The sequence below is a fragment of the Cupriavidus sp. UBA2010 genome (assembly GCF_002335265.1).
Taxonomy (GTDB): Bacteria; Pseudomonadota; Gammaproteobacteria; order Burkholderiales; family Burkholderiaceae; genus Cupriavidus; species Cupriavidus metallidurans.
This window is the reverse complement of record NZ_DDCI01000001.1, coordinates 55,283-74,270: the sequence shown is the minus strand read 5'-3', so window position 1 is coordinate 74,270 and position 18,988 is coordinate 55,283. Positions and strand designations below refer to the sequence as shown.

At 60.2% G+C, this 18,988-nt stretch carries 15 protein-coding genes; 7 read left to right on the top strand and 8 right to left on the bottom strand.

Going from position 1 to position 18,988, the window contains the following annotated elements; genetic code table 11:
- The first annotated feature begins 85 nt into the window (after positions 1-85).
- Positions 86-748, top strand: a complete 663-nt coding sequence (locus B2246_RS00335; protein WP_035884006.1) for a response regulator transcription factor — start codon at positions 86-88, stop codon at positions 746-748.
- Entirely contained in the window at positions 748-4,107 is a 3,360-nt protein-coding gene (locus tag B2246_RS00330) for a hybrid sensor histidine kinase/response regulator (RefSeq protein ID WP_286962485.1), read from the top strand. The genes B2246_RS00335 and B2246_RS00330 overlap by 1 nt, the downstream gene beginning before the upstream one ends.
- A gap of 101 nt (positions 4,108-4,208) precedes the next feature.
- Here the strand turns inward: B2246_RS00330 and B2246_RS00325 are convergent, their stop codons facing one another.
- Entirely contained in the window at positions 4,209-5,018 is an 810-nt protein-coding gene (locus B2246_RS00325) for a putative bifunctional diguanylate cyclase/phosphodiesterase (protein WP_186426266.1), read from the bottom strand.
- An 809-nt stretch (positions 5,019-5,827) separates the two neighbouring features.
- Between B2246_RS00325 and B2246_RS00320 the strand changes: the two genes are divergently transcribed.
- Positions 5,828-6,598, top strand: coding sequence for a fimbrial biogenesis chaperone (locus B2246_RS00320; RefSeq protein ID WP_286962483.1), 771 nt, complete (start codon positions 5,828-5,830; stop codon positions 6,596-6,598).
- Between the two features lie 105 nt (positions 6,599-6,703).
- On the opposite strand, the gene B2246_RS00315 is transcribed toward B2246_RS00320, so the two are convergent.
- Positions 6,704-7,132, bottom strand: a complete 429-nt coding sequence (locus tag B2246_RS00315; protein ID WP_186426269.1) for a PaaI family thioesterase — start codon at positions 7,130-7,132, stop codon at positions 6,704-6,706.
- 772 nt (positions 7,133-7,904) lie between these two features.
- Here B2246_RS00315 and B2246_RS00310 point away from each other — a divergent pair.
- From B2246_RS00310 to B2246_RS00300, 3 genes are all read left to right on the top strand, one after another.
- Positions 7,905-10,724 carry an autotransporter outer membrane beta-barrel domain-containing protein gene (locus tag B2246_RS00310; protein WP_286962481.1) on the top strand — a complete coding sequence of 940 codons (2,820 nt, stop codon included), beginning with the start codon at positions 7,905-7,907 and terminating at the stop codon, positions 10,722-10,724.
- Positions 10,725-11,441: 717 nt separating this feature from the next.
- Entirely contained in the window at positions 11,442-12,119 is a 678-nt protein-coding gene (locus tag B2246_RS00305; protein ID WP_186426270.1) for a carbonic anhydrase, read from the top strand.
- A 19-nt stretch (positions 12,120-12,138) separates the two neighbouring features.
- The gene (locus B2246_RS00300) at positions 12,139-12,828 is read left to right on the top strand and encodes a potassium channel family protein (protein WP_008646213.1); all 690 of its coding nucleotides are present in this window, start codon (positions 12,139-12,141) and stop codon (positions 12,826-12,828) included.
- Between the two features lie 123 nt (positions 12,829-12,951).
- On the opposite strand, the gene B2246_RS00295 is transcribed toward B2246_RS00300, so the two are convergent.
- From B2246_RS00295 to B2246_RS00270, 6 genes are all read right to left on the bottom strand, one after another.
- Positions 12,952-13,260: a DUF202 domain-containing protein gene (locus B2246_RS00295; RefSeq protein ID WP_080709846.1), complete on the bottom strand. Its 309-nt coding sequence runs from the start codon at positions 13,258-13,260 to the stop codon at positions 12,952-12,954.
- Entirely contained in the window at positions 13,257-13,616 is a 360-nt protein-coding gene (locus B2246_RS00290; RefSeq protein ID WP_008646212.1) for a YidH family protein, read from the bottom strand. Before B2246_RS00290 ends, B2246_RS00295 begins: the two co-directional genes overlap by 4 nt.
- A 224-nt stretch (positions 13,617-13,840) precedes the next feature.
- Positions 13,841-14,818 carry a Bug family tripartite tricarboxylate transporter substrate binding protein gene (locus B2246_RS00285; RefSeq protein WP_286962478.1) on the bottom strand — a complete coding sequence of 326 codons (978 nt, stop codon included), beginning with the start codon at positions 14,816-14,818 and terminating at the stop codon, positions 13,841-13,843.
- A 24-nt stretch (positions 14,819-14,842) separates the two neighbouring features.
- Positions 14,843-16,468, bottom strand: a complete 1,626-nt coding sequence (locus tag B2246_RS00280) for a GMC family oxidoreductase (protein WP_286962476.1) — start codon at positions 16,466-16,468, stop codon at positions 14,843-14,845.
- The gene (locus B2246_RS00275) at positions 16,465-17,082 is read right to left on the bottom strand and encodes a thiamine pyrophosphate-dependent enzyme (RefSeq protein ID WP_080709847.1); all 618 of its coding nucleotides are present in this window, start codon (positions 17,080-17,082) and stop codon (positions 16,465-16,467) included. Before B2246_RS00275 ends, B2246_RS00280 begins: the two co-directional genes overlap by 4 nt.
- Complete coding sequence (locus tag B2246_RS00270) at positions 17,073-17,600, bottom strand: thiamine pyrophosphate-binding protein (RefSeq protein ID WP_008646207.1); 528 nt, start codon at positions 17,598-17,600, stop codon at positions 17,073-17,075. The genes B2246_RS00275 and B2246_RS00270 overlap by 10 nt, the downstream gene beginning before the upstream one ends.
- Positions 17,601-17,715: 115 nt before the next feature.
- Between B2246_RS00270 and B2246_RS00265 the strand changes: the two genes are divergently transcribed.
- Positions 17,716-18,684: a LysR family transcriptional regulator gene (locus B2246_RS00265; RefSeq protein WP_008646206.1), complete on the top strand. Its 969-nt coding sequence runs from the start codon at positions 17,716-17,718 to the stop codon at positions 18,682-18,684.
- The last annotated feature ends 304 nt before the right edge of the window (positions 18,685-18,988 follow it).

The window sequence follows — 18,988 nt, the reverse complement described above, 5'->3', positions numbered from 1 at the left end:
TAAATCGGTGCGGCTCCTCTGATTCATTGAGCGCGCATCACCAGTGCGTCCAGCACCTTTCTGCCTTTTGAAAAGCGGGGCGAAAATGTCGAGCGCTATACATCACGTAGAAGTCGTCGTCGCAGACGACCATCCCATCATTCTGATGGCGGTTACGAACGCACTGGGCACCCTTGGCTTTCACGTCCGCTCGAAGGTCCGCTCCGGCGCTGAGCTGCTCGACGAATTGGCTCGCGACGGTCCCTGCGGACTGATTGTGACCGACTTCACGATGCAGGGCGACCGCGACGAAGAAGATGGTCTACGCCTTATTGGCCGACTACGACGACTCTATCCCGACACGCCTGTCGTTGTGTTCACCATGCTTACCAACGGTGGCATCCTAAACCGGCTTTGTAGCCTGGGCGTGGCCGGCATCGTCAGCAAGGAGGAGTCGGAGAGTACGCTAGCGCAGATCTGCCATCGTGCGCTCGGCGCTAACCAGACCTTGCTTTCCCCAAGGATTGCAATGCGCCTCGGGCAGGATGGCGGTACTACGGAGGCGTTCCGCAACACAAACCCGCTCTCGCCCAGTGAACTCGAAGTTGTGCGCCTCTTTTCGCTCGGACTGTCGGTCACCGACATCTCCAGGCGCCTGAATCGCGCAGTCACGACCGTTGCAACGCAGAAGCGCATGGCCATGCGCAAGCTTCATGTCGAAACCAATGCCGACCTGATCCGCTATGCATCTCAACACGGATTCCGTTGATGGAACGCTTGCTCGCGTCATCGCCTTCGTCGCCGCTCAAGACGCTTCGGGAACTTGACGCGAATCTGAAACGCGAGCGCCGGGTGTTCTCGATGGTGATCGGGCTACTCGTTTTCGCGGCGCTGTATGCGGCGGGCTTTACCGCGCTCAGCGTTGGATCAAACGCCCTGCAGCAGCAATGGCAACAACTAAAGCAGGCTGAGAACGAGAGCAATGAACTGCTGTTGCGACGCTATTCCCTGCTGCTAGGCTCCCGCACGTTATTCGGCCTCGGAGAACTGGGCGGGCTTACGCGCGGGACAGCCCGGCCACCGGAAGCGTGTAGTCCGACATTTGAGGGACTTCGTGATACCCCTGAGCTTCGCAGGGTGTGCGACCGTGCGGTGCAGATTTTCGCACCATACGGGATGCAGCTTCCGCTAATGTTCGTGCGTCTCGACGGCAATGCCGGATTCAGCCACCAAATTTACGCTAGGCCGGAGGACGGCAGCTTGCGCGCGGATCCAGGTGCCGCCATGCGGATACTGGTCAGTGCGGCATTCAAGCAAATTACTGCAGATGACGCAAATCGATCGCTTTCCCCAGCGGATGCCGTCCGCGAAGTTCATTGGTTCCGGCCACCCGCTGCGCTCGGCTTCGCTCCGAGTCTGGTGCTTGGCGCGATGCTTGTCCAACGCAACGGGCCGCCTGACGCGCTCATTATCACGGCTGTCGACGTCCGTGAACTCCCGATGCCAACCGTAGAGGACACCGACGCGGCGTTGCCCACTCTGATCGATCCCGCTGGCCAGCCGCTTACAGGTCCGCTCTCGACCGCAACCGTGCTGAACCTGGAAAGACAGCTCGCAATGAAGACAGAAGAACGCTTCCATTACGTCTCAGGCGTCGGCTGGGTGTTGCATCAGAGACCACTCGCTCTTGGCTTCGGGCATTACCTGCTTTCTGTTACATGGCAGCAGTACTTCGCGCTGATCCGCGTGCCACTGCTGGCAATCTTCTTCATGACAGCGGCGCTGATCGCGCTGCTGCTGGCAATGGCGCGCTACTGGAACCACCGCTTCCTCACGCGCACCTACGCACGAGCGCAGCGCGCGCTCGAAGGGGAACTGATCAATCATCTGCTTGTCCATGCGACGCCGGTCGGTCTGTGCGTGGTGCGTCAACGCGATTTTGCCATCGTCGTCGCAAATCAGATTGCCCGCAACGTGCTCGGCCTCGAGGACATTGCGACGACCCTGCCCGACGCGCTCTGCGCGGCGCTCGCCCCGCGCTTGTCGTCGCCCGCCCTCGCTCCGAGTGCGGATTCACCGCCGATCCACCAGTTCGTGTTCAGCCTGGAAAGCGTTGTCGGTGACAGCATGCACCTTGAGATTACCTACGCACCTGCGAAGCTCGACGGTGAGGACGTGCTCTTCTGTGCAATTAATGATATGTCGGGACACTACGAAGCCGAGCAGTTGCTCCGCGAGGCGAAGCACACAAGCGACGAGGCTGCGCGCGAGAAAGTGCGTTTCTTCGCCTCAATGAGCCATGAGATTCGCACGCCGCTTGCGTCGCTCGCCGGCAATCTCGAGCTGGTGGCCCTGGGTACGCTCGCGCCCGAACAGGCAGCGCGTGTACAGGCAATGCAAGCTTCCGCGATGAGCTTGCTGCAGATAGTCAACGACGTTCTAGATTTCTCGAAGATGGATGTCAGCGAACTGCGCCTCAGCGAGGAATGGTCGTCCGTCACCGACTTGCTTGACCGCGCTGTAATCGCACATGCGCCGCTCGCAGTGCGTCAGCGGCTGAGCTTCTACTTGGTGATGGACCGTACGATACCCGCGCAGCTGAGATTTGATCGAGTGCGTCTTGGCCAGATTATTGACAACCTGCTCTCGAACGCGTTCAAGTTCACGCCATCCGGAAAAATTGTCGTCCGCGCATGCTGGACAAACGGCGAGTTGAAGATAAGCGTCGCGGATTCCGGTGTCGGCATCGATGATGACTTGAAACGGCGGCTTTTTCGTCCGTTCACGCAAGGTGATGACCAACGCCTCACGCGCGCCGGCGGCACTGGTCTGGGCCTTTCGATCTGCGCACGGCTGTGCAATCTGATGCGCGGGAGAATCGAGCTCGACAGTACGTTGGGCGTTGGCACGCGGATCACCGTCACACTGCCACTCCAGGCCTGCGCCACTGGCACGGCTGGGGCCGAATGGACACTGACAGACCAGCGCGTTGCGATTCTGTGCCGTGCGATCGAGAACCAGGAGTGGCTGACCAATCTGTTCGATCCGAAGAAGAATCCTCCCTTGTTGTTGCCCGAGCATGAGCATGCGCAACCACAAGCGCTCGGCGACTACCTGCTTGTGACCGACGAGTACGCTCCCCATGAGGTACTAAAGCTATGGGGTTCTTCAAACAACGTAGTCTGGCTGCGCCAGAATGGGCCGCTCGTGCCTGTCCTGCGCGAAGACGGCAGCGCCGAGGTCTGTCTTTACAGCCTCTCTGGCATTCGAGCGGCCACGCAACTGCTGCGCGCGATGCCAGAAGCCACCACCGATGCGCCGGCCGGTCAGGCAGGCAAAGAACGACCACCGGGTGGCCGCAACTATGGCAGCCTGACCGTGCTCATTGCCGAGGACAATCTTCTCAACCGTGGGCTGTTGCGCGACCAGTTGAGTACGCTGGGCGCAAATGTCGTCGAAGCAGCGGATGGCAATGAAGCGCTCACCAAGCTCGACGCCGGGCATGTTGACATCTTGCTTACGGATATCAACATGCCCGGCATGAGTGGTTACGAGCTGCTGGAGGCGGCACGTAGGCGCATTCCCTCGCTCCCGGTTTACGCGGTGAGCGCGAACGTGCGTCCCGAGGACGTGGCGCAAGGTCGTGAGCAAGGTTTCACCGATTATCTGAGCAAGCCTGTGGCGCTTGCCGGACTCGCGCGTGTGCTTGACGATGTGGCGAACCCGGATCAAGCGCTGAGAAACGAGTCAGTTGTTGCGGACAAAAATGGTGCCGGGATTGTCTCGGCCTCGCAGGCGACGGCAGCGGCCATCGATACCGATCTGCCACGCTTTCCTGCAATGCCTGCGGAGTACGCGAGCATGTTTGTTGAGCAATGCCACCGCGACCTGGCGATGCTTGATAGTGCCGTCAAGTCCCAAAGCAATAAGGCGCTCGAAAGCTGGGCGCACGGTGTCTCGGGTACGCTGTCGGTGTTGGGGCCGTCGATGCTTTATGAAGCGTGCCAGGAGCTGCGGGCAACCATTGCGGATACTGAGAGCTGGAACGACAACATTGAATCGCTAGCGCGCGTGATTGGCGAGGAGCTTGCGGAAATGCTTGAACGGCTGGAGGCGTTGTCAACCTGAGGCGGCCGGGACACGCCAGGGGCAACATGCCCACTACTCAGAAAGCAACGGACAGATCTCGGGCAACTTCGGTGTATTCGCGCCTGGCCGCTCGCGGCGTGTCAGGCCCAAGGGACCGGAGAGCGGATCCGCAGCGGCTTGTGAAGGATCGGCTGAGGCCTTGAGTACAGGAACCCCTGCACGCAAACGTTGCCGTAGGATCTCAGCCACGACGCTTGGCGCGGCGTCTCGACACCTTCGACCACGACGGAAAGCCCGAGGCGCTCCGCCAGACCCAGCATCGACGAGACGACTGCCGTCGCACGCGGCTCGTCAGGCAGTCCGGTGGTGAAGCACTGATCGATCTTGATGCCATCAACGGGCAGGGTGGTCAGGTGCTGGAGCGACATGTATCCGCATCCAAAGTCGTCGAGCACGATGCGTACCCCGAGCTGGCGTAGCTCGACAAGCCGTTTGATGACGAGTTGGCGATTCGTGAACGGCACGGTTTCGGTGATCTCAAGCTGCAGACGCCGTGCGTCGACCCCATACTCGTCCAAACATTCGCGCACTACACGCACGAAGTCGCCGTACGCCAGTTGCACTGCTGAGACGTTCACGGCGATCGACAGTTCGTGCATTGCCGACTTTCGCCACGCACGCAGGATCTGGCACGCCTCCTCAAGCACAAACTCGCCGATAGGCACGATAAGACCGTTCGCCTCAGCGAGTGGAATGAATGCGACAGGCGATAGCACGCCGCGTTCCGGATGGCGCCAGCGCACGAGCGCCTCGACGCCGGTCATGTCCCCTGTTTGCAGTCGGAAAACCGGCTGGTAGTCCACGAATAGTTCGCTTCGCGCAATAGCATCTTGCAGAGCTTGTTCAAGGTGGACATCAACGGCAATGGTATCAACGGGACGGCATGTCATGTGCGACGTTTGGCAATTGGCAATTGGCGTTCAACGTTTGACTCTGAGAAAGGCCGGAATTCTGGCAAGTGCTTCGCGCAGTTCTCCATTGACAGAATAAATTGTGTCTGTCGCGTACGACATAGAACGATGTCGAAAAGCTGGCCACTCAACGGGCGCCCAATGTCGCGCGGCCCATTTACCAGTCGGCGCCTTTTCGTTGCGACGACCAGCCGCCAGCGGCGGCGATCGTGGGCGCCTTGACCTGACTTGTCGAGGACTGACCGGGGTTCTTGACTATGCACATTTGGCCTTGCTGACAAAGGGCTGAGAACCAAGAGTGGTGGTGCCAGATTAGAAGCCTTTCGATAGAAGGCACCATGACCGCCTCCTAGACTGAACACGTTGAGCAGACAACAGTCATCAACAACATCGAAACCTACTCATCTGGTCTTTCATCATGAACTTCCAAGCCCCCCACCGCACTGATGCTGGCAGCCGGCACAACCGCAATCGCCGCCGCCACGATCACATTCAATGGCGCTCTATTGGCAGACACCTGCGTGGTCAATGCCGGCGCTGGCGATAACGTCACCGTGACGCTGCCTGCTGTACAGGCCTCGATCCTGACCACCAATGGTCAGACCGGCGGCGAAACGCCGTGCGACGGATGCGACCGGAGCCGGTTCAGTGGCATTGAACGTCACCAATCAACCCGTCTATCAGTAAGGAGTGCGGCGCCTGCATGGCGCCGAGGCTAAGCGGGAGCAATCCCGGGCCATCAGCACCCTCATCCGAGGACGACATTCCACACCAAATATGGATCCACCATGAATACGATGTACAAACTCCGCCCCCTCCTTGGCGCAAGTCTTCTGGTCTTTGGCCTTATGGCCGGCATGCAGGCGCATGCCTCAGTCGTGATCGCGGGAACGCGGGCTATCTATAACGCGCAAGAGCACGAAGCCACCCTCAAGATCAGCAACAAGGGCAAGCAGCCTGCCCTGACCCAGGCCTGGATCGATGCAGGGGACGCCAACGCATCGCCGTCTGCCATCGCGGCCCCTATCACGGTGACCCCACCCGCGGCTCACATCGACCCTGAAGAATCGCAGACACTGCGTATCCTCTATACCGGCAAGGCATTGCCCAAGGACAAGGAATCAGTATTCTGGCTCAACTTGCTCGAGGTGCCGCCCGCGTCAGAAAAAGGCCAGGCCGACCAGAACTACCTGCAGGTAGCGGTCCGCTCCCGCATTAAATTGTTCTATCGTCCGGCAGGACTGAAGGGAGATGCGCTCCATGCCCCGCAACATCTGACTTGGCGCCTAGTGCGTGACGGCAAGACGCAGGTCCTCGAAGTCCGCAACCCTACGGCTTATCACGTGTCGCTCGCCAGCGCAGAGGCTCGTGCGGGCGGCAAACATGCCACGTTCGAGGGCGGCGACATGGTCGCCCCGGGAGAAACCCAGCGACTCCCGCTCAAGGGCGAGATCACTCCGACTGGTGACGCAACGGTTCACTACCGTTCGATCAACGATCGAGGCAGTGTCATCGATGGTGATGCGCCACTGCAAGGCGGCGCCAAACCGTTGGCCTGAATTTTGAAGGACGAGCGCATAGCTACGCCATGTTGGCCGCACGCCGGGCATCATGGCGTCACGCGCTACAGCATGGCGCGCACTCAACGTATGAGGCCGCGACGATTATCCTCTGGGCCAGAGGATCAACTGTGTGTTGCGAAAACTAGCGATCAGGGCGTTGTCGCCACCGCGACGGACCTCTGCATCCCAGACCTGAGTCGTGCGCCCTTTGTGAATGGGACGCGCGGTGCAAATCACAATGCCATCACGGGCCGTTCCAAGCATGTTGCTCTTGAGCTCCACTGTGGTGAACCCACTGGCCCCTGCTGGTAGGCTTCGCACGGTTCCATAGCCGCAGCATGTGTCTGCGAGCGAGACAACCGTTCCTGCATGCAAGTAGCCATTCCAGGCGCCCAAGGCACGACGCACTTCAAGCGTCGCCACTACTTCATCGGGTTCCACTTTGTCAAAGTGCATGCCAAGAAGACCAGGCAAATAGTCAGCACCGGCCGCATTCCACTCTTCCAGCGTAACGGGGGGAGTAATGTCCATTAGTTACCTCGATGGTTACAGGGCAATCTCGCATTCTACTGGCCTTCCCGGCCCGTCGGCGCCGCGACAGGAGTCAATCAGGCCGCAGCAACAAACGGACACCCAAACGAGGAATCTACCGGCGGCAATCCCGCTTCGAGCCGTAACCCATGCGCACTCGCTGCTGCCCCCTTTGAGCCACGCCCGTCGTCGGCCGTGTGTGCGTTTGCCGTTTAGCACAGAACGCGCGAGATCAGCCTCATCCATCGCAGAATTATCGGGAGACTTCTATCGTCATCAGTCGATCTCAAGTCTGGAACGCAAAACCACATCACATCCCCAGACCCACAGTGCAATCTTCGTCTCTGACCCAGGATGTAAATTCTTATGGCACCCTCATAAAATTGAGATCACTTCGTCAAAGAGATCGGCTGAGGAAATTCAATTATACGAATAGACATTATGCTTATCGCTAAATAAGTAATTCGCATCAATCAGTATCTGACCGCGCAATTCATAATACTGGCGATGCAATTCCGGCTTGGCCGGCGGCAAATATTCCAACAACTTATCTTTCGCAAGCGGACGTTATCTATGCAGTAAGTATGATCATCCTTCTTCGTTAGTCGAAATTAACCTATTAACCATCTTTCAACTATTTCTCTAACATCAGTGTTATGAAATTCTAAATTGTCCCTGACGCCCAATCCCCCTAGTTTTCTCTGAGGTAACGCAAAGATCGCTACGGGAGCTGCTCATGTCAAAAAGAAGCATGTCACCACCGTTACTCCGAATGCTCACCGGATTTGTCATCGGGGCAGGTCCGTATGGAATGGTGCAAGCGCAGCCACCGGTGTTGCCCGCGGATCCGAACTCGGAAGGCGGGGGACTGACAGGCCCCAGGGTTGGGCAAGTAACTGGTGCGGTCCCGCCGACGCAAATCGCTTCCGGCACAACGGCGGCAACGAGCGGCAATACCAATCCCGCCTTGTACGCAAATGGCCTGACGGGTGGCGTTGGTAACGGAATTGTGGTCGCCGGAGGGGGTGGCATTACTGCAGAAAACTTGTCCGGAACCGGACTCGGCGTAGCCACCGCCATGAATGGCGGCACGATTGACCTTGGCACAAACTCGGTGGTCAACGCCGTTGGCAGTGGTTCCGCATCCGGGATCATCGGCGCTACGGCCGTTTATGCACGCTACGCCTCCGGGTCCTCGATTTCGACCATTTCGGCACAAGGCCTGAGTGTAAGCGCCTCATCGGACAAGCCTTACGCGATCTACGCGCATACAGATAGCCGGATCACGTTATCTGGACTGACAACGATCAGCACGTCCAGCAACGGTACGCAAGGTTGGGGCCTTGTCTCGAACGCAGCGGGCGTGCTTACTGCGCAGGACGTCAATATCACGATGGGCGGGATTGGTGGAGTGTACGGGGACTACCAGATCGGCATTTCGGCCTATGACAGGGCAAAGACGACCGCGACCGGGAGTGTCACGATTGATGCGACGGGCAACAGCGGCACAATCCTCTTTGCCAGGTATGCCGACGCAGTTGTCAATGTCAATAATATCTCTGGCTCCCTGCGAGGCGTAGGCAGTACTGCCGAGATAGCTGGCGCAAGTGGCGGCGGCTCCGTTATCGTTCCGGGCGCTGCCCAGCTTGCGGTGAACGCAGCAACCACCGCCACCGGCTTGTACACCAACGCTGGTGGCTCGGTTACTTTCTCCGGCAATTCAACGCTGACCGTCAATGGCACAAGCGCAGCAATTGGTCTGAATACCTACGAGGGGGGGTCGCTGGTGCTGGCGAACAGCGCCATGACTGTTGCCAGCGCTGCCGGCGGCAGTACAGGCGTCGCTATCGAATCAGAGGCCGCGGCAGCAGGCACGCCCTCCACGATTACCGTAAGCAACTCGACCATCAGTTCCAATGGTGATGGTGTACGCGTGACGGGCGGCACGCTGAACCTGAACTTGACCAACACGACGCTTAGTAATGCGTCGTCGAATGCTATTCATGTTGGCGATAACGCCGGCCAAGCTGGCACCCTGAACTTTCTCGCCGATGCAGGCAGCCATCTGACAGGCAGTGCTACCACCGTCGCCGGCAGTATCGCGAACCTGACGCTTTCCAACGGAAGCACCTGGACGATAACGGGGGATTCCAACTTAACGAACCTCGCAAACAATGCGAGCCTCATCAGCTTCGCTGCCCCCGCAGTGTCAAGCGGGACGCTTTCCCCCCAATCCGTGACACCAGGCTTCAAGAGCCTGACAGTCAACAACTATGGTGGCGTCGGCGGGACCATCGCACTGAATACGATGTTGGCAGGAGATGGCGCACCGTCAGATAGGCTTGTTATTGATGGCGGCACGGCATCGGGTAGTTCCAAATTGCGTATAGCCAATGCCGGAGGGCAAGGTGCATTGACGACTGCCAACGGGATCACAGTGGTGGACACCGCAAACGGCGGGACCACTGCAGCGGGAGCCTTCGCGCTCGACGGGCGCGTCGTCGCGGGGGCATACGAGTACCAGCTATTCCGTGGCAGTTCCGATGGCTCGAACGCCAACGCCTGGTACTTGCGTTCGGAGGCAACACCCGTGCCACCCGATCCCCCAACGCCGCCCGAGCCACCCAAACCGCTCTATCGACCTGAAATAGCGGCCTACCTCGCAAACCAGCACCTCGTGGGCGAGATGTTCGTCCACAGCCTGCATGACCGCTTGGGCGAGCCTCAGTACGTCGAGGGCCAAGGCTTCAATCCTGACCAGGACAAACCCCGCTCGGGCTGGCTGCGCGCGGTCGGCAACTGGCAGGGCAGCAAGAGCGCCAACGGCATCTTCAAGGCCAGTACCAATTCGTTCCTGCTGCACGGCGGCGCCGAGCTGGCCAAATGGAAGCTCTTCGGCAACGGCACGGACCGGGGCCACCTCGGTCTGATGGGCAGCTATGGCTACGCCAACACGAATGCCACCGCGCAGGGCAACCCGTTCAGCGCCAAGGGCACCGTCGAGGGCTGGAGCGTGGGTGGATACGCCACGTGGTATCAGAACGACGAGAAGAAACTCGGGGCCTACGTCGACACCTGGGTGCAGTACGGCTGGTTCACCAACCACGTCGATGGGCAGTACCTGCCCTCGGTGCGCTACAACGCGCAAGGCTGGGCCGCGTCTGGCGAGACCGGCTATGCGGTGCCGCTGCGCAATGACTGGATCATCGAGCCGCAAGGCCAGTTGATCTATGTGGGCTACAACGAATCCGACATCACCGAACCCACCGGCACCAGCATCACCGGCGCCAGCTCGCACGGCTGGATCACCCGGCTCGGCGCGCGTTTTCATCGTACATTCTTGCGCCCTGACGACCGCAAGATTCAGCCATACCTGACGCTGAACTGGTGGCACACCAGCGTTTCCAGCAGCATCTCGTTCAATGACCTGCCGCTGGGCAGCATGTATCCGAGCAACCGCTACGAGGTGAAGCTCGGTGTGAACGCGGATCTGGGCAAACGCTGGACGGCATGGTCCAACGTGTCAGGCGCCTGGGGCGCGCAGAGCTTCTACCAGTACGCGCTGCGCGTGGGGGTGAAGTATGCATGGTGAGCACAATCGCTCACGCATAGTCACCGTGACGACACCACGCCGTCTGGCCATGTAGACGGCGAGTCCTCCTATTCTGTACGCGCGGACAGACCGCTATACGTATCCCCGGCGTAAATCAAGTCCCGGAATCAGCGCCGCCGAGGCCATCGCAATAGCAGCATTGGAATCATGGCGAGCATGTTCCATCCTGGCCAGAACTTCGCGAGCGCCAACGCAGCAATCGCGCAAGCTGCGAACATCCTGCTGCGATAACGCAATCGCTTGGCGGTGGCTGTCGCAGTAGTCGCGGCATCGAGCAGTAACTCAGGATGTTTCAGCACGTGTGCAATCCTGCGCCACATACACAGGGCAATGCATAGTAAATGGCCACTGTATAGCTGGGATGCAGTCGCCAGATCCCCGTACGCTCCTTGCACTGAGACGGTACAACGATAGCCCGTCTCAGGCTGTGTTTGCTTCCGCACCGACCTGATGACATCCAGCGTGTGTGAATACATCGAGAAGCAACGTGGCGACAACCTGGTCCCTCGCAGTTCCCGACGATGAAAGGTATCCCAACCCGATTGATCGCCCTCTCGGTGCATATTTGACTACATCTCGCCGCCTCAGGACCGTAGTGAGCACGTCCCGGTACAACTCCATGAACCGTTGATACCCGTACCCGGTTCTCGCAAGGACCGGAAAAATTGTCAGGCTCAACAATGTCAGAAGCACACCATGCGCAAACTCATAATGGGCATTGTGGAATTTCGCGAGAAGATGCTACCGCGGTACGCAGAACAGTTCAGCAAGCTCGCGCTCGCGCAAACGCCTGATGCGCTCTTCATCACATGCTCGGATAGTCGGGTAGTTCCGGACCTGCTCGCATCGACGCATCCCGGCGATCTTTTTACGATGCGCAACGTTGGCAATCTGATCCCCCCGGCAACTGCGGAAGGGGTCTCGACCGGCGATCTCTCCGAAGCAAGCGCAATCGAGTACGCGGTGTTGGTGCTGAAGGTCGCGAACATTGTCGTGTGCGGTCATTCCGAATGCGGCGCCATGAAAGCTGTCTATTCACGCAACCCGAAGCTGAAAGCGCCAAATCTGGATAAATGGCTTTATCACGCCAGCAACGCGGCCTTCCGCCTCGAACATGAGGGTGCGCTCGATGAAAGCCTGAAGCCCCACGACCAGTTGTCACAGCTCAACGTCCTCGTGCAGATCGAACATCTGATGACTTACCCGATCGTACGCCGGCAAGTCATGGCGGGGGCGCTGGTATTGAGCGGCTGGTGGTTCGACATCGCGACCGGCGACATGTACGCCTATGAGCGGGCAAGCCGTTCGTTCGAGGTCATTGATCGCGCGCTGGCCGAGCGGCTTACTTCGCGCCTTGCCTCGCGCGCGCGGTGAAGGCCGGGACGATATCAGCATGGCCATCCGTACCACGCGCGACGCGCTCTCTCGCATTTTCTACCAGCGCTGTTTCTGGCTCTTTTTGGTGTTGCTCACGCTCATCGGCGCGGTATCGTTTGTCCCACCGAGCGACAGTGGCCGCCTCGTCCTGAACATCGTCAATATGTTCCTGCTGCTGGCGACCGTGGCAGCCGTCGGCCGCACAACCCTGTCGTTCGTGATCGTGCTGTTGCTTGCCCTCCCGGCCATGTGGTTCCAGTACCTCGGCCTTTGGCACGATGACGACAGCAGCCTCGCCGTATCCTGGCTGTTCAGCGTTGCGCTCTACTTCATCACCGTCGCGTATCTTCTCCGCTATGTCTTCCAGCCCAGGATCATGACGCCGGACAAGCTGTTTGGCGCCGCTGCCGCCTATCTGCTGATCGGCGTCCTCTGGGCGTACGTCTACGCGAGTATCGGATTCTTCTATCCGCAGTCGTACATGGTCGTCGGGCAACCGGGAAGGCTCGTCTACGCCGACGCGCTTTACTTCAGCATAACCGTCCTCACGAGCACAGGCTTCGGCGACATCACGCCACTGACGCGGCCGGCACGCGGCATGTGTATGGTGGAACAGATCACCGGCAGCTTGTTCGTCGCGATCCTGATCGCCCGCCTCGCCGGTGTTTATCCTCCGCGAGAGAGTTACACAGACGAAAAATCCTAGTGCTGTCCCGTCTCAAACTGAATAGGTAGCCAATCCGTGGCGGAGTGGGGTCAGCCAATGCCTGTGGGCACCCGACGACATCTGCCTCCCCAGTACTTACACGCTCGCGAAGCAATGCCAGTCTTACTTTCCTACGCGGATAACGACTGATGCAACGCAAGCGAGCAAGACGGTGCAGAGACAGACGATCATCAATGCCGCATGGACTGAGGGCGGAGCCGTTTCGAGCGTGAGCGAGCGATGGCGATACCACCCTACAGCAAACATGGCCAAAGCGCCAACGACAACCAGCAAGGCGGCCACCCACAAGCCGGCGGAATGTGCCTCCGCGGCGGCGCGCACTAGTAGAGCACCGTTGACCAGTGTGGAAAGTGCTGTACGTCTCCATGCGAGCGCTGTGCGCTCCGGCTGGGCTCCAGGATCGCGACTCACTGAAGCTTGACCACCAGTCCGACAGTAAGGACCAATGCTACGCAGCTGATCACAGCACTGAGCAGCGGGATGCCGATAGAGGCAGGAAGGGGCCCGGAATGACGCATCGCGATCTCATTCCCCTTCCAACGAGAATAAGCGCAGCCTGCCATCACCGCTGCCAGCAACGACAACGCTAGTGCTACACCAGAAAGTACGGCTTTCGATTCCACATGGCTAGCGAATTGGTCGAGAACAATGCCGCCAGCCAAGACGGCAAGTGCAGTCCGAATCCAAGCCAGAAAGGTGCGCTCGTTCGCAAGCGTGAATCGATAGTCCGGCTCCTGACCAAGCATCTGCCACTGCGGTCGCTTCATATTCCTACTACTCCTCGGGACAATTACTGGGCGCCTGGCGCATACAAAGGTGGTACCCCCCGGCGCCCGGAACCATCCAGTGGTACTTGAAACTCGGCATGGAATAGTCGATTTGACGAGGGCATTCCAAATGCCGACTGGATGAGAGGCGAGCCAGGAGAGATGATCGTAGTTATTGCAAACTCAATGACGCGATGAATCAGATCGCAGGATCGGCGCTTGCCTCAGTGAACCTGAATGCCGGTCTCGGCAATCTTCTTTCCCCAAGTGTCGTAGTCGCTGCGAATGCGGTCGCGCAACTCGGCTGGCGTCGAGGTCTGCGGCAGCATGCCCATGCCCTGAAGTCGCTCTGCAATCTCCGGTCCGTTGACAGCCCTACGCAAGGATTCCTCAAGGCGCCTCATCGCGTCCGGCGGGACTCCCGCAGGTGCTACCAAACCGTACCAGGAGTTCAGGCCGAACTGAATGCCGAGCTCCCTGAACGTGGGCACCGAGGGAAACATTGGGGAGCGCTGCGGCGAGGTAACAGCAAGAACGCGCACCTTCCCGGCCTTCACTTGCGTCGACGCCAGGCCCCATCCGCCGAAGACCGCATCGATCTCGCCGCCCAGCATGGCCATTACGGATTCGCTGGACCCCTTGTAAGGAATGTGCAGGATGTTAACGCCAGCGGCCTTGTTCATGACCTCGCCGCTGATATGACCCGCGCTACCCTCTCCCCATGAGCCAAAACTAAGTTTTCCCGGGCTAGACTTTGCTCGCGCTATCAGATCGGCATAGGAGGTGATCGGCGAGTTCTTCGGCACCATCAACGCGTTTCCAGAAACGGAGATCAGGCCGATCGGGGCGATGTCGGCAAGCGGGTCAAAGAGTCTCTTGGCGATAAGGTGAGGCGACAGCGCAAGCGCCGCCTGGTAGACGATGCCGATGGTGTATCCGTCAGCTTTCGCGTTTGCGACCGAGGCCACACCGATCAATCCGCTGGCGCCAACCTTGTTCTCGACGACGATCGGCTGTCGCAGGTCCACACTCATTTGCCGGGCCACGAGGCGCGCGAGGATGTCGGGCTCGCCGCCCGCGCTGGCAGGTACCACTAGCCTGATTGGCCGCACCGGAAATCCGGTTTCCGCCTGCGCCGTGGCACTCACGTAGATGCAGCAAAGCGCCGCAAGGGAGATCAAACGAGCAATGTGTTTCTTCATGACGTTCATCTGTAAGGAGGGAGGTCAGCGGTTGCCGTCTTCAAGTATCAGATCGACCGCCTTCTCGCCAATAGCAATCGACGGCGCGTTGGTGTTGGCAGAGGGCATCGTCGGCATGACGGATGCGTCTGCAACACGCAGGCACGACACGCCGCGCACGCGCAGACGCTCGTCCACCACCGATCTCGCATCGGTACCCATGCGGCAGGAGCCGATGGGGTGATAGGAGGTCTGGCCGACCGCGCGCGCGTAGTCGAGCAGTTCCTCATCGGAGTTGCCCGCGGGCCCGGGTCGGGTTTCCCGCACCACGAAGCGCGCGAGGGCCGGCTGCTGGGCAACTCTGCGCGCCAACCGCAGTGCCCCGAGCATCGAAGCGACATCGTCGGGGTGTTGCAGGTAGTTGGCGTTCATCGCGGGTGCCTGAGCAGGGTCAGGCGAAACGATATGCACCGTGCCCTGTGACTTCGGCGTGAGCGCAAAGGTCCCGATGGAGAAGCCCGAGAACTCGTCCAGGACCAGCTTGCCGGCCGTGCGCGCGTCAGCGCTCGATAGGTAGTGCAACTGGAGCTTTGCGTCCGCCTGACTCAGGTGCGGCGCGGTGCGCACCAAGGCATGCGCGACCGCGCTACCGCTGCTCATGAGACCGTTGCCATGCACGGCCAGGCGCGCCGCCATCAGTGCCTTGCGCCACAGGCTCGGCATGATCTGGTTGAGCGTCACAGCATTGCGAGATTCGAAGGTCAGGCGCACATGCAGATGGTCGCGCAGACATTCGCCCACCTCCGGCGCATGATGCCGCACGTCGATGCCCAGGGCGCGCAGGCGCGCCGCATCGCCAATGCCTGAGAGCTCCAGCAGTTGCGGGGACTGCAGCGCGCCGGCAGAGAGGATGACTTCCTTCGCGGCAAGCACTTGGCGCAGTTCGCCGCCGACTCGGTACTCGACACCGCATGCCCGCGAGCCGTCGAACAGAACGCGCTGTGCCATGGCGCCCGTCTGCACGCTCAGCTTGCTGTCGGCGGGCAGAGACTTCAGGTAGGCATCGCGTGCACTGACACGCAGGCCGCGCCGGGTGTTGAGCTGGAGGTAGCCAACCCCTTCGTAGTTGATGCCGTTGTAGTCCGGGTTGGCAGGTATGCCGGCCTGCACGCAAGCCTGCACAAAGCCCTCCATTAGCGGCAGATGCGGCCCATACTCGCTCACCCGCACCGGGCCGGCGTGTCCGCGCATCGCCGGGTCGCCCGCCCGGTAGCACTCCGCACGTTTCAGATAGGGCTTGAATTTGTCGCTGCCCCAGTCTGCGAGGCCATGCTCGTCGCGCCAGCGGTCGTACTCCTGGCTATCGCCGTGCACCCAGATCATGCCGTTGACCGCTGAGGAACCACCAAGCACCCGGCCACGCGGCCAATAGATCTTCCGGTCGTTCAACTGCTTTTCGGGTTCCGTGAAGAAGCGCCGCACAACCCGTTCATCGCGAATCAGGTAGGCAACTCCCGCGGGCACTCGAACCCACACCTGGCGCGAGTCGTTGCCCGCCTCGAGTAGCGTCACGCTGTGCTTGCCAGAGCGTGCTAGACCAGCAGCCAGAGCGCAGCCGGCGGAACCGGCGCCGACCACGACGTAGTCTGCCGTTGTCTGCGTCGCCTTCATGCGAGGGTTCCCAGGTTGCGCATCAATCGCTGCGCCTCCTTGCCCATGCGCTCGAAGCGAGCGTCTGGCTGCTCCGGCTGCAGAAACGTCGGGCCGAAGCGCGGCGCTGTCGGTGCAATGGTCAGTTCAATCAGTGCTGGAGCGGGCTGGGTCAGGCAGGAAGCAATGGCCTCCCGAAGGTGCGCCGCCTGCTCAAAGCGCGTCGCACTGGCATAGCCAGCGGCCATGGCCATCGCGCAGAAGTCGATCGGCGCAGAACCCGCCACCGCCAGGTTGGCGCCGCCGTTGAACTGCACCCCATTGGCAAACACGAAGTGGTAGAGGTTCGCCGGGCGCACGCCCGCGACTGTCGCCAGCACGCCAAGCTCCATCAGCAGACTGGCGTCGCCGTCCAGCACGATAACCTTGCGCTGCGGGACCGAGAGCGCCAATCCCAGCGCCAAACCGGCCGCGCCGCCCATCAGCGGCACGGAGGAAAGGCCGAGCGCATAGTCCGGATCGATCTGATCCATGCAGTTCATGGCGGACATCGTGCTGACCACGATTGCCTCGGCGCGCGCGTCGCGAATGATCTCGCAAGCTTCTTGTGTATTCAGAGTCATGCTCAGTTCCATCCGGTGTAGTGACCAATCAGCACAGCGGCAGGCATGTGGCGTGCAACGCTGGCTCTCGCCGCTTCCTCGATACAACCAACGTCCTGCGGCCCATCCAGGCGCCAATGCGGGATACCCATCACGTCCAGCATCGGTTCCACGAGGTTCACCACACGCCGGCGCGATTGGGCAGGGTCTTGTCCAACGTTGTCGAACTCGCGCCCGAACTGGCCAACCACCAGCAGCATCGGCAGGCCGGCATCCAGGCCAACGGCGCGCAAGCTGTTCATGCAATTGAGCAGGCCCTGATTCTGGATAAGTACGGCTGTCCGCTTACCACCAATCTGCAAGCCCCCGGCCACATGGATGGCCTGGTTCTCGTCCGAGCAATGGATGACTTTGAATTGCGCGCGGCGATCGAGCAGGGCGTGAACCGAGAGCTGAACGAAGTCGGGCACGGTGACGATGTGATGCAAGCCGCTTGCGTCAAGGCAGTCGACGATGGCACTTGCGGCAACCGATGAAGGAAGGGAGGTCATGGGTTCGCTTCTGGAAAAGGTGCAGGTAGTTTAAGAAGCAAGCCAATAATCGACTATTCAGATAATCTGATACATTGATGCCAAAAACGTATCGCCGTGATCAGGCATTACCACCGTGGACGACCTTAACCATCACCTGTTGCGCAAATTGCGCCTGCGGCATTTCGAACTGCTGGGCCACCTCGGGGAAGTGGCGACTGTGCACGCGGCTGCCAAGCGCATGCACCTCACCCAGCCGGCTGTGTCGCGCATGATCCAGGAGATCGAGGAAATCTTCGGTGGCCCCCTGTTCGATCGCACCGCGCGCGGGATTTCCGCCAACCACATCGGGCTCGCGTTGATGCGTCGCTCCGGGATGCTGGTGGCAGAACTCGCAGCAGCCCAGCAGGAGGCCACCGTGATGCGCGCGGGCGCCAGCGGGATGCTGCGCATCGGCACCTTCTCCGGTTCTACCTCATTGCCGCAGGGCATCGTCGAGTTGCGACGACGCATGCCGAATGTGTTCGTTCAGATCCGTGAAGCGCAAGTGAGTCAGCTCATCGCCGACCTGCTGCAGGGCGAAATCGATTGCATCGTCGGGGCGCTCGCGCCCGATGAGCTGAATAACGAGCGGCTGGACCGCCTGCGTGTCGACGTGCTAGCCGAAGATCATATGTGCGTGGTCGCGTCCCGTACCCATCCGCTGGCCAAGCGAAAGAAGATCAGCTGGAATCAACTTGCCGAACAGCAATGGATCCTGCCCCCCCGGGGCTCCCTGCTGCGCCGCGCCGTTATCGCCGCCAGCCTGACAGAAGGCATCACGCCGCCACAACCGTGCATCGAATGCCTCTCTCCCCTCACGGTGCTAACGCTCATTCGCCTGGACCCGCGTTGTATCGGGCCGATGCGCGTGCAGCAGGCACAAGAGGAGGTCAGAATCAACAAGAGCCTGGTCATCCTCGATGTGCAACGCATCGCCGCGATGCCCCCCTTGACGATGATCACGCGAACCGCAACGGGTATGCGCGAGCTTGTGGTTGCTCTGAAGAGTTGCCTCGTGGATTCAGTCGGCGGCAATTCCACGAAGCCGACTATCTCAGGGTAAGCGCAGTCGAGCTTGCCACGAGCGCGGTCGCCTGCCGAGCATACCTGCACGAGTACAGGAACCATCGATACCGGCGCCCAGCAGTTCCCAGCACTTGACGCGCTGTCCGACGTGGCAACGGCCAATGCAAAAGATGCGCGCGCGGAGTAGCGATCGAGCTATACCGAGCTTTACCGAGCAATTCCCCTGTTCTCCCAATAACTGGCTCCAGGCCAGCAACACCGCCGCTTGAGCCACACTATCTGTTCAGGTATCGTCTCGCGAGTCGTGCAGCGGATGCACCCATGCGGACTACCTACCTGTT

Excerpts from the sequence above, each read along its gene's own strand:
- B2246_RS00285 (WP_286962478.1), bottom strand. The coding sequence starts at position 14,818 with ATGAAGAAACACATTGCTCGTTTGATCTCCCTTGCGGCGCTTTGCTGC.
- B2246_RS00320 (WP_286962483.1), top strand. The coding sequence starts at position 5,828 with ATGAATACGATGTACAAACTCCGCCCCCTCCTTGGCGCAAGTCTTCTG.
- B2246_RS00330 (WP_286962485.1), top strand. The coding sequence starts at position 748 with ATGGAACGCTTGCTCGCGTCATCGCCTTCGTCGCCGCTCAAGACGCTT.
- B2246_RS00280 (WP_286962476.1), bottom strand. The coding sequence starts at position 16,468 with ATGAAGGCGACGCAGACAACGGCAGACTACGTCGTGGTCGGCGCCGGT.
- B2246_RS00325 (WP_186426266.1), bottom strand. The coding sequence starts at position 5,018 with ATGACATGCCGTCCCGTTGATACCATTGCCGTTGATGTCCACCTTGAA.
- B2246_RS00315 (WP_186426269.1), bottom strand. The coding sequence starts at position 7,132 with ATGGACATTACTCCCCCCGTTACGCTGGAAGAGTGGAATGCGGCCGGT.
- B2246_RS00335 (WP_035884006.1), top strand. The coding sequence starts at position 86 with ATGTCGAGCGCTATACATCACGTAGAAGTCGTCGTCGCAGACGACCAT.
- B2246_RS00305 (WP_186426270.1), top strand. The coding sequence starts at position 11,442 with ATGCGCAAACTCATAATGGGCATTGTGGAATTTCGCGAGAAGATGCTA.
- B2246_RS00300 (WP_008646213.1), top strand. The coding sequence starts at position 12,139 with ATGGCCATCCGTACCACGCGCGACGCGCTCTCTCGCATTTTCTACCAG.
- B2246_RS00270 (WP_008646207.1), bottom strand. The coding sequence starts at position 17,600 with ATGACCTCCCTTCCTTCATCGGTTGCCGCAAGTGCCATCGTCGACTGC.
- B2246_RS00310 (WP_286962481.1), top strand. The coding sequence starts at position 7,905 with ATGCTCACCGGATTTGTCATCGGGGCAGGTCCGTATGGAATGGTGCAA.
- B2246_RS00275 (WP_080709847.1), bottom strand. The coding sequence starts at position 17,082 with ATGGAACTGAGCATGACTCTGAATACACAAGAAGCTTGCGAGATCATT.
- B2246_RS00290 (WP_008646212.1), bottom strand. The coding sequence starts at position 13,616 with ATGAAGCGACCGCAGTGGCAGATGCTTGGTCAGGAGCCGGACTATCGA.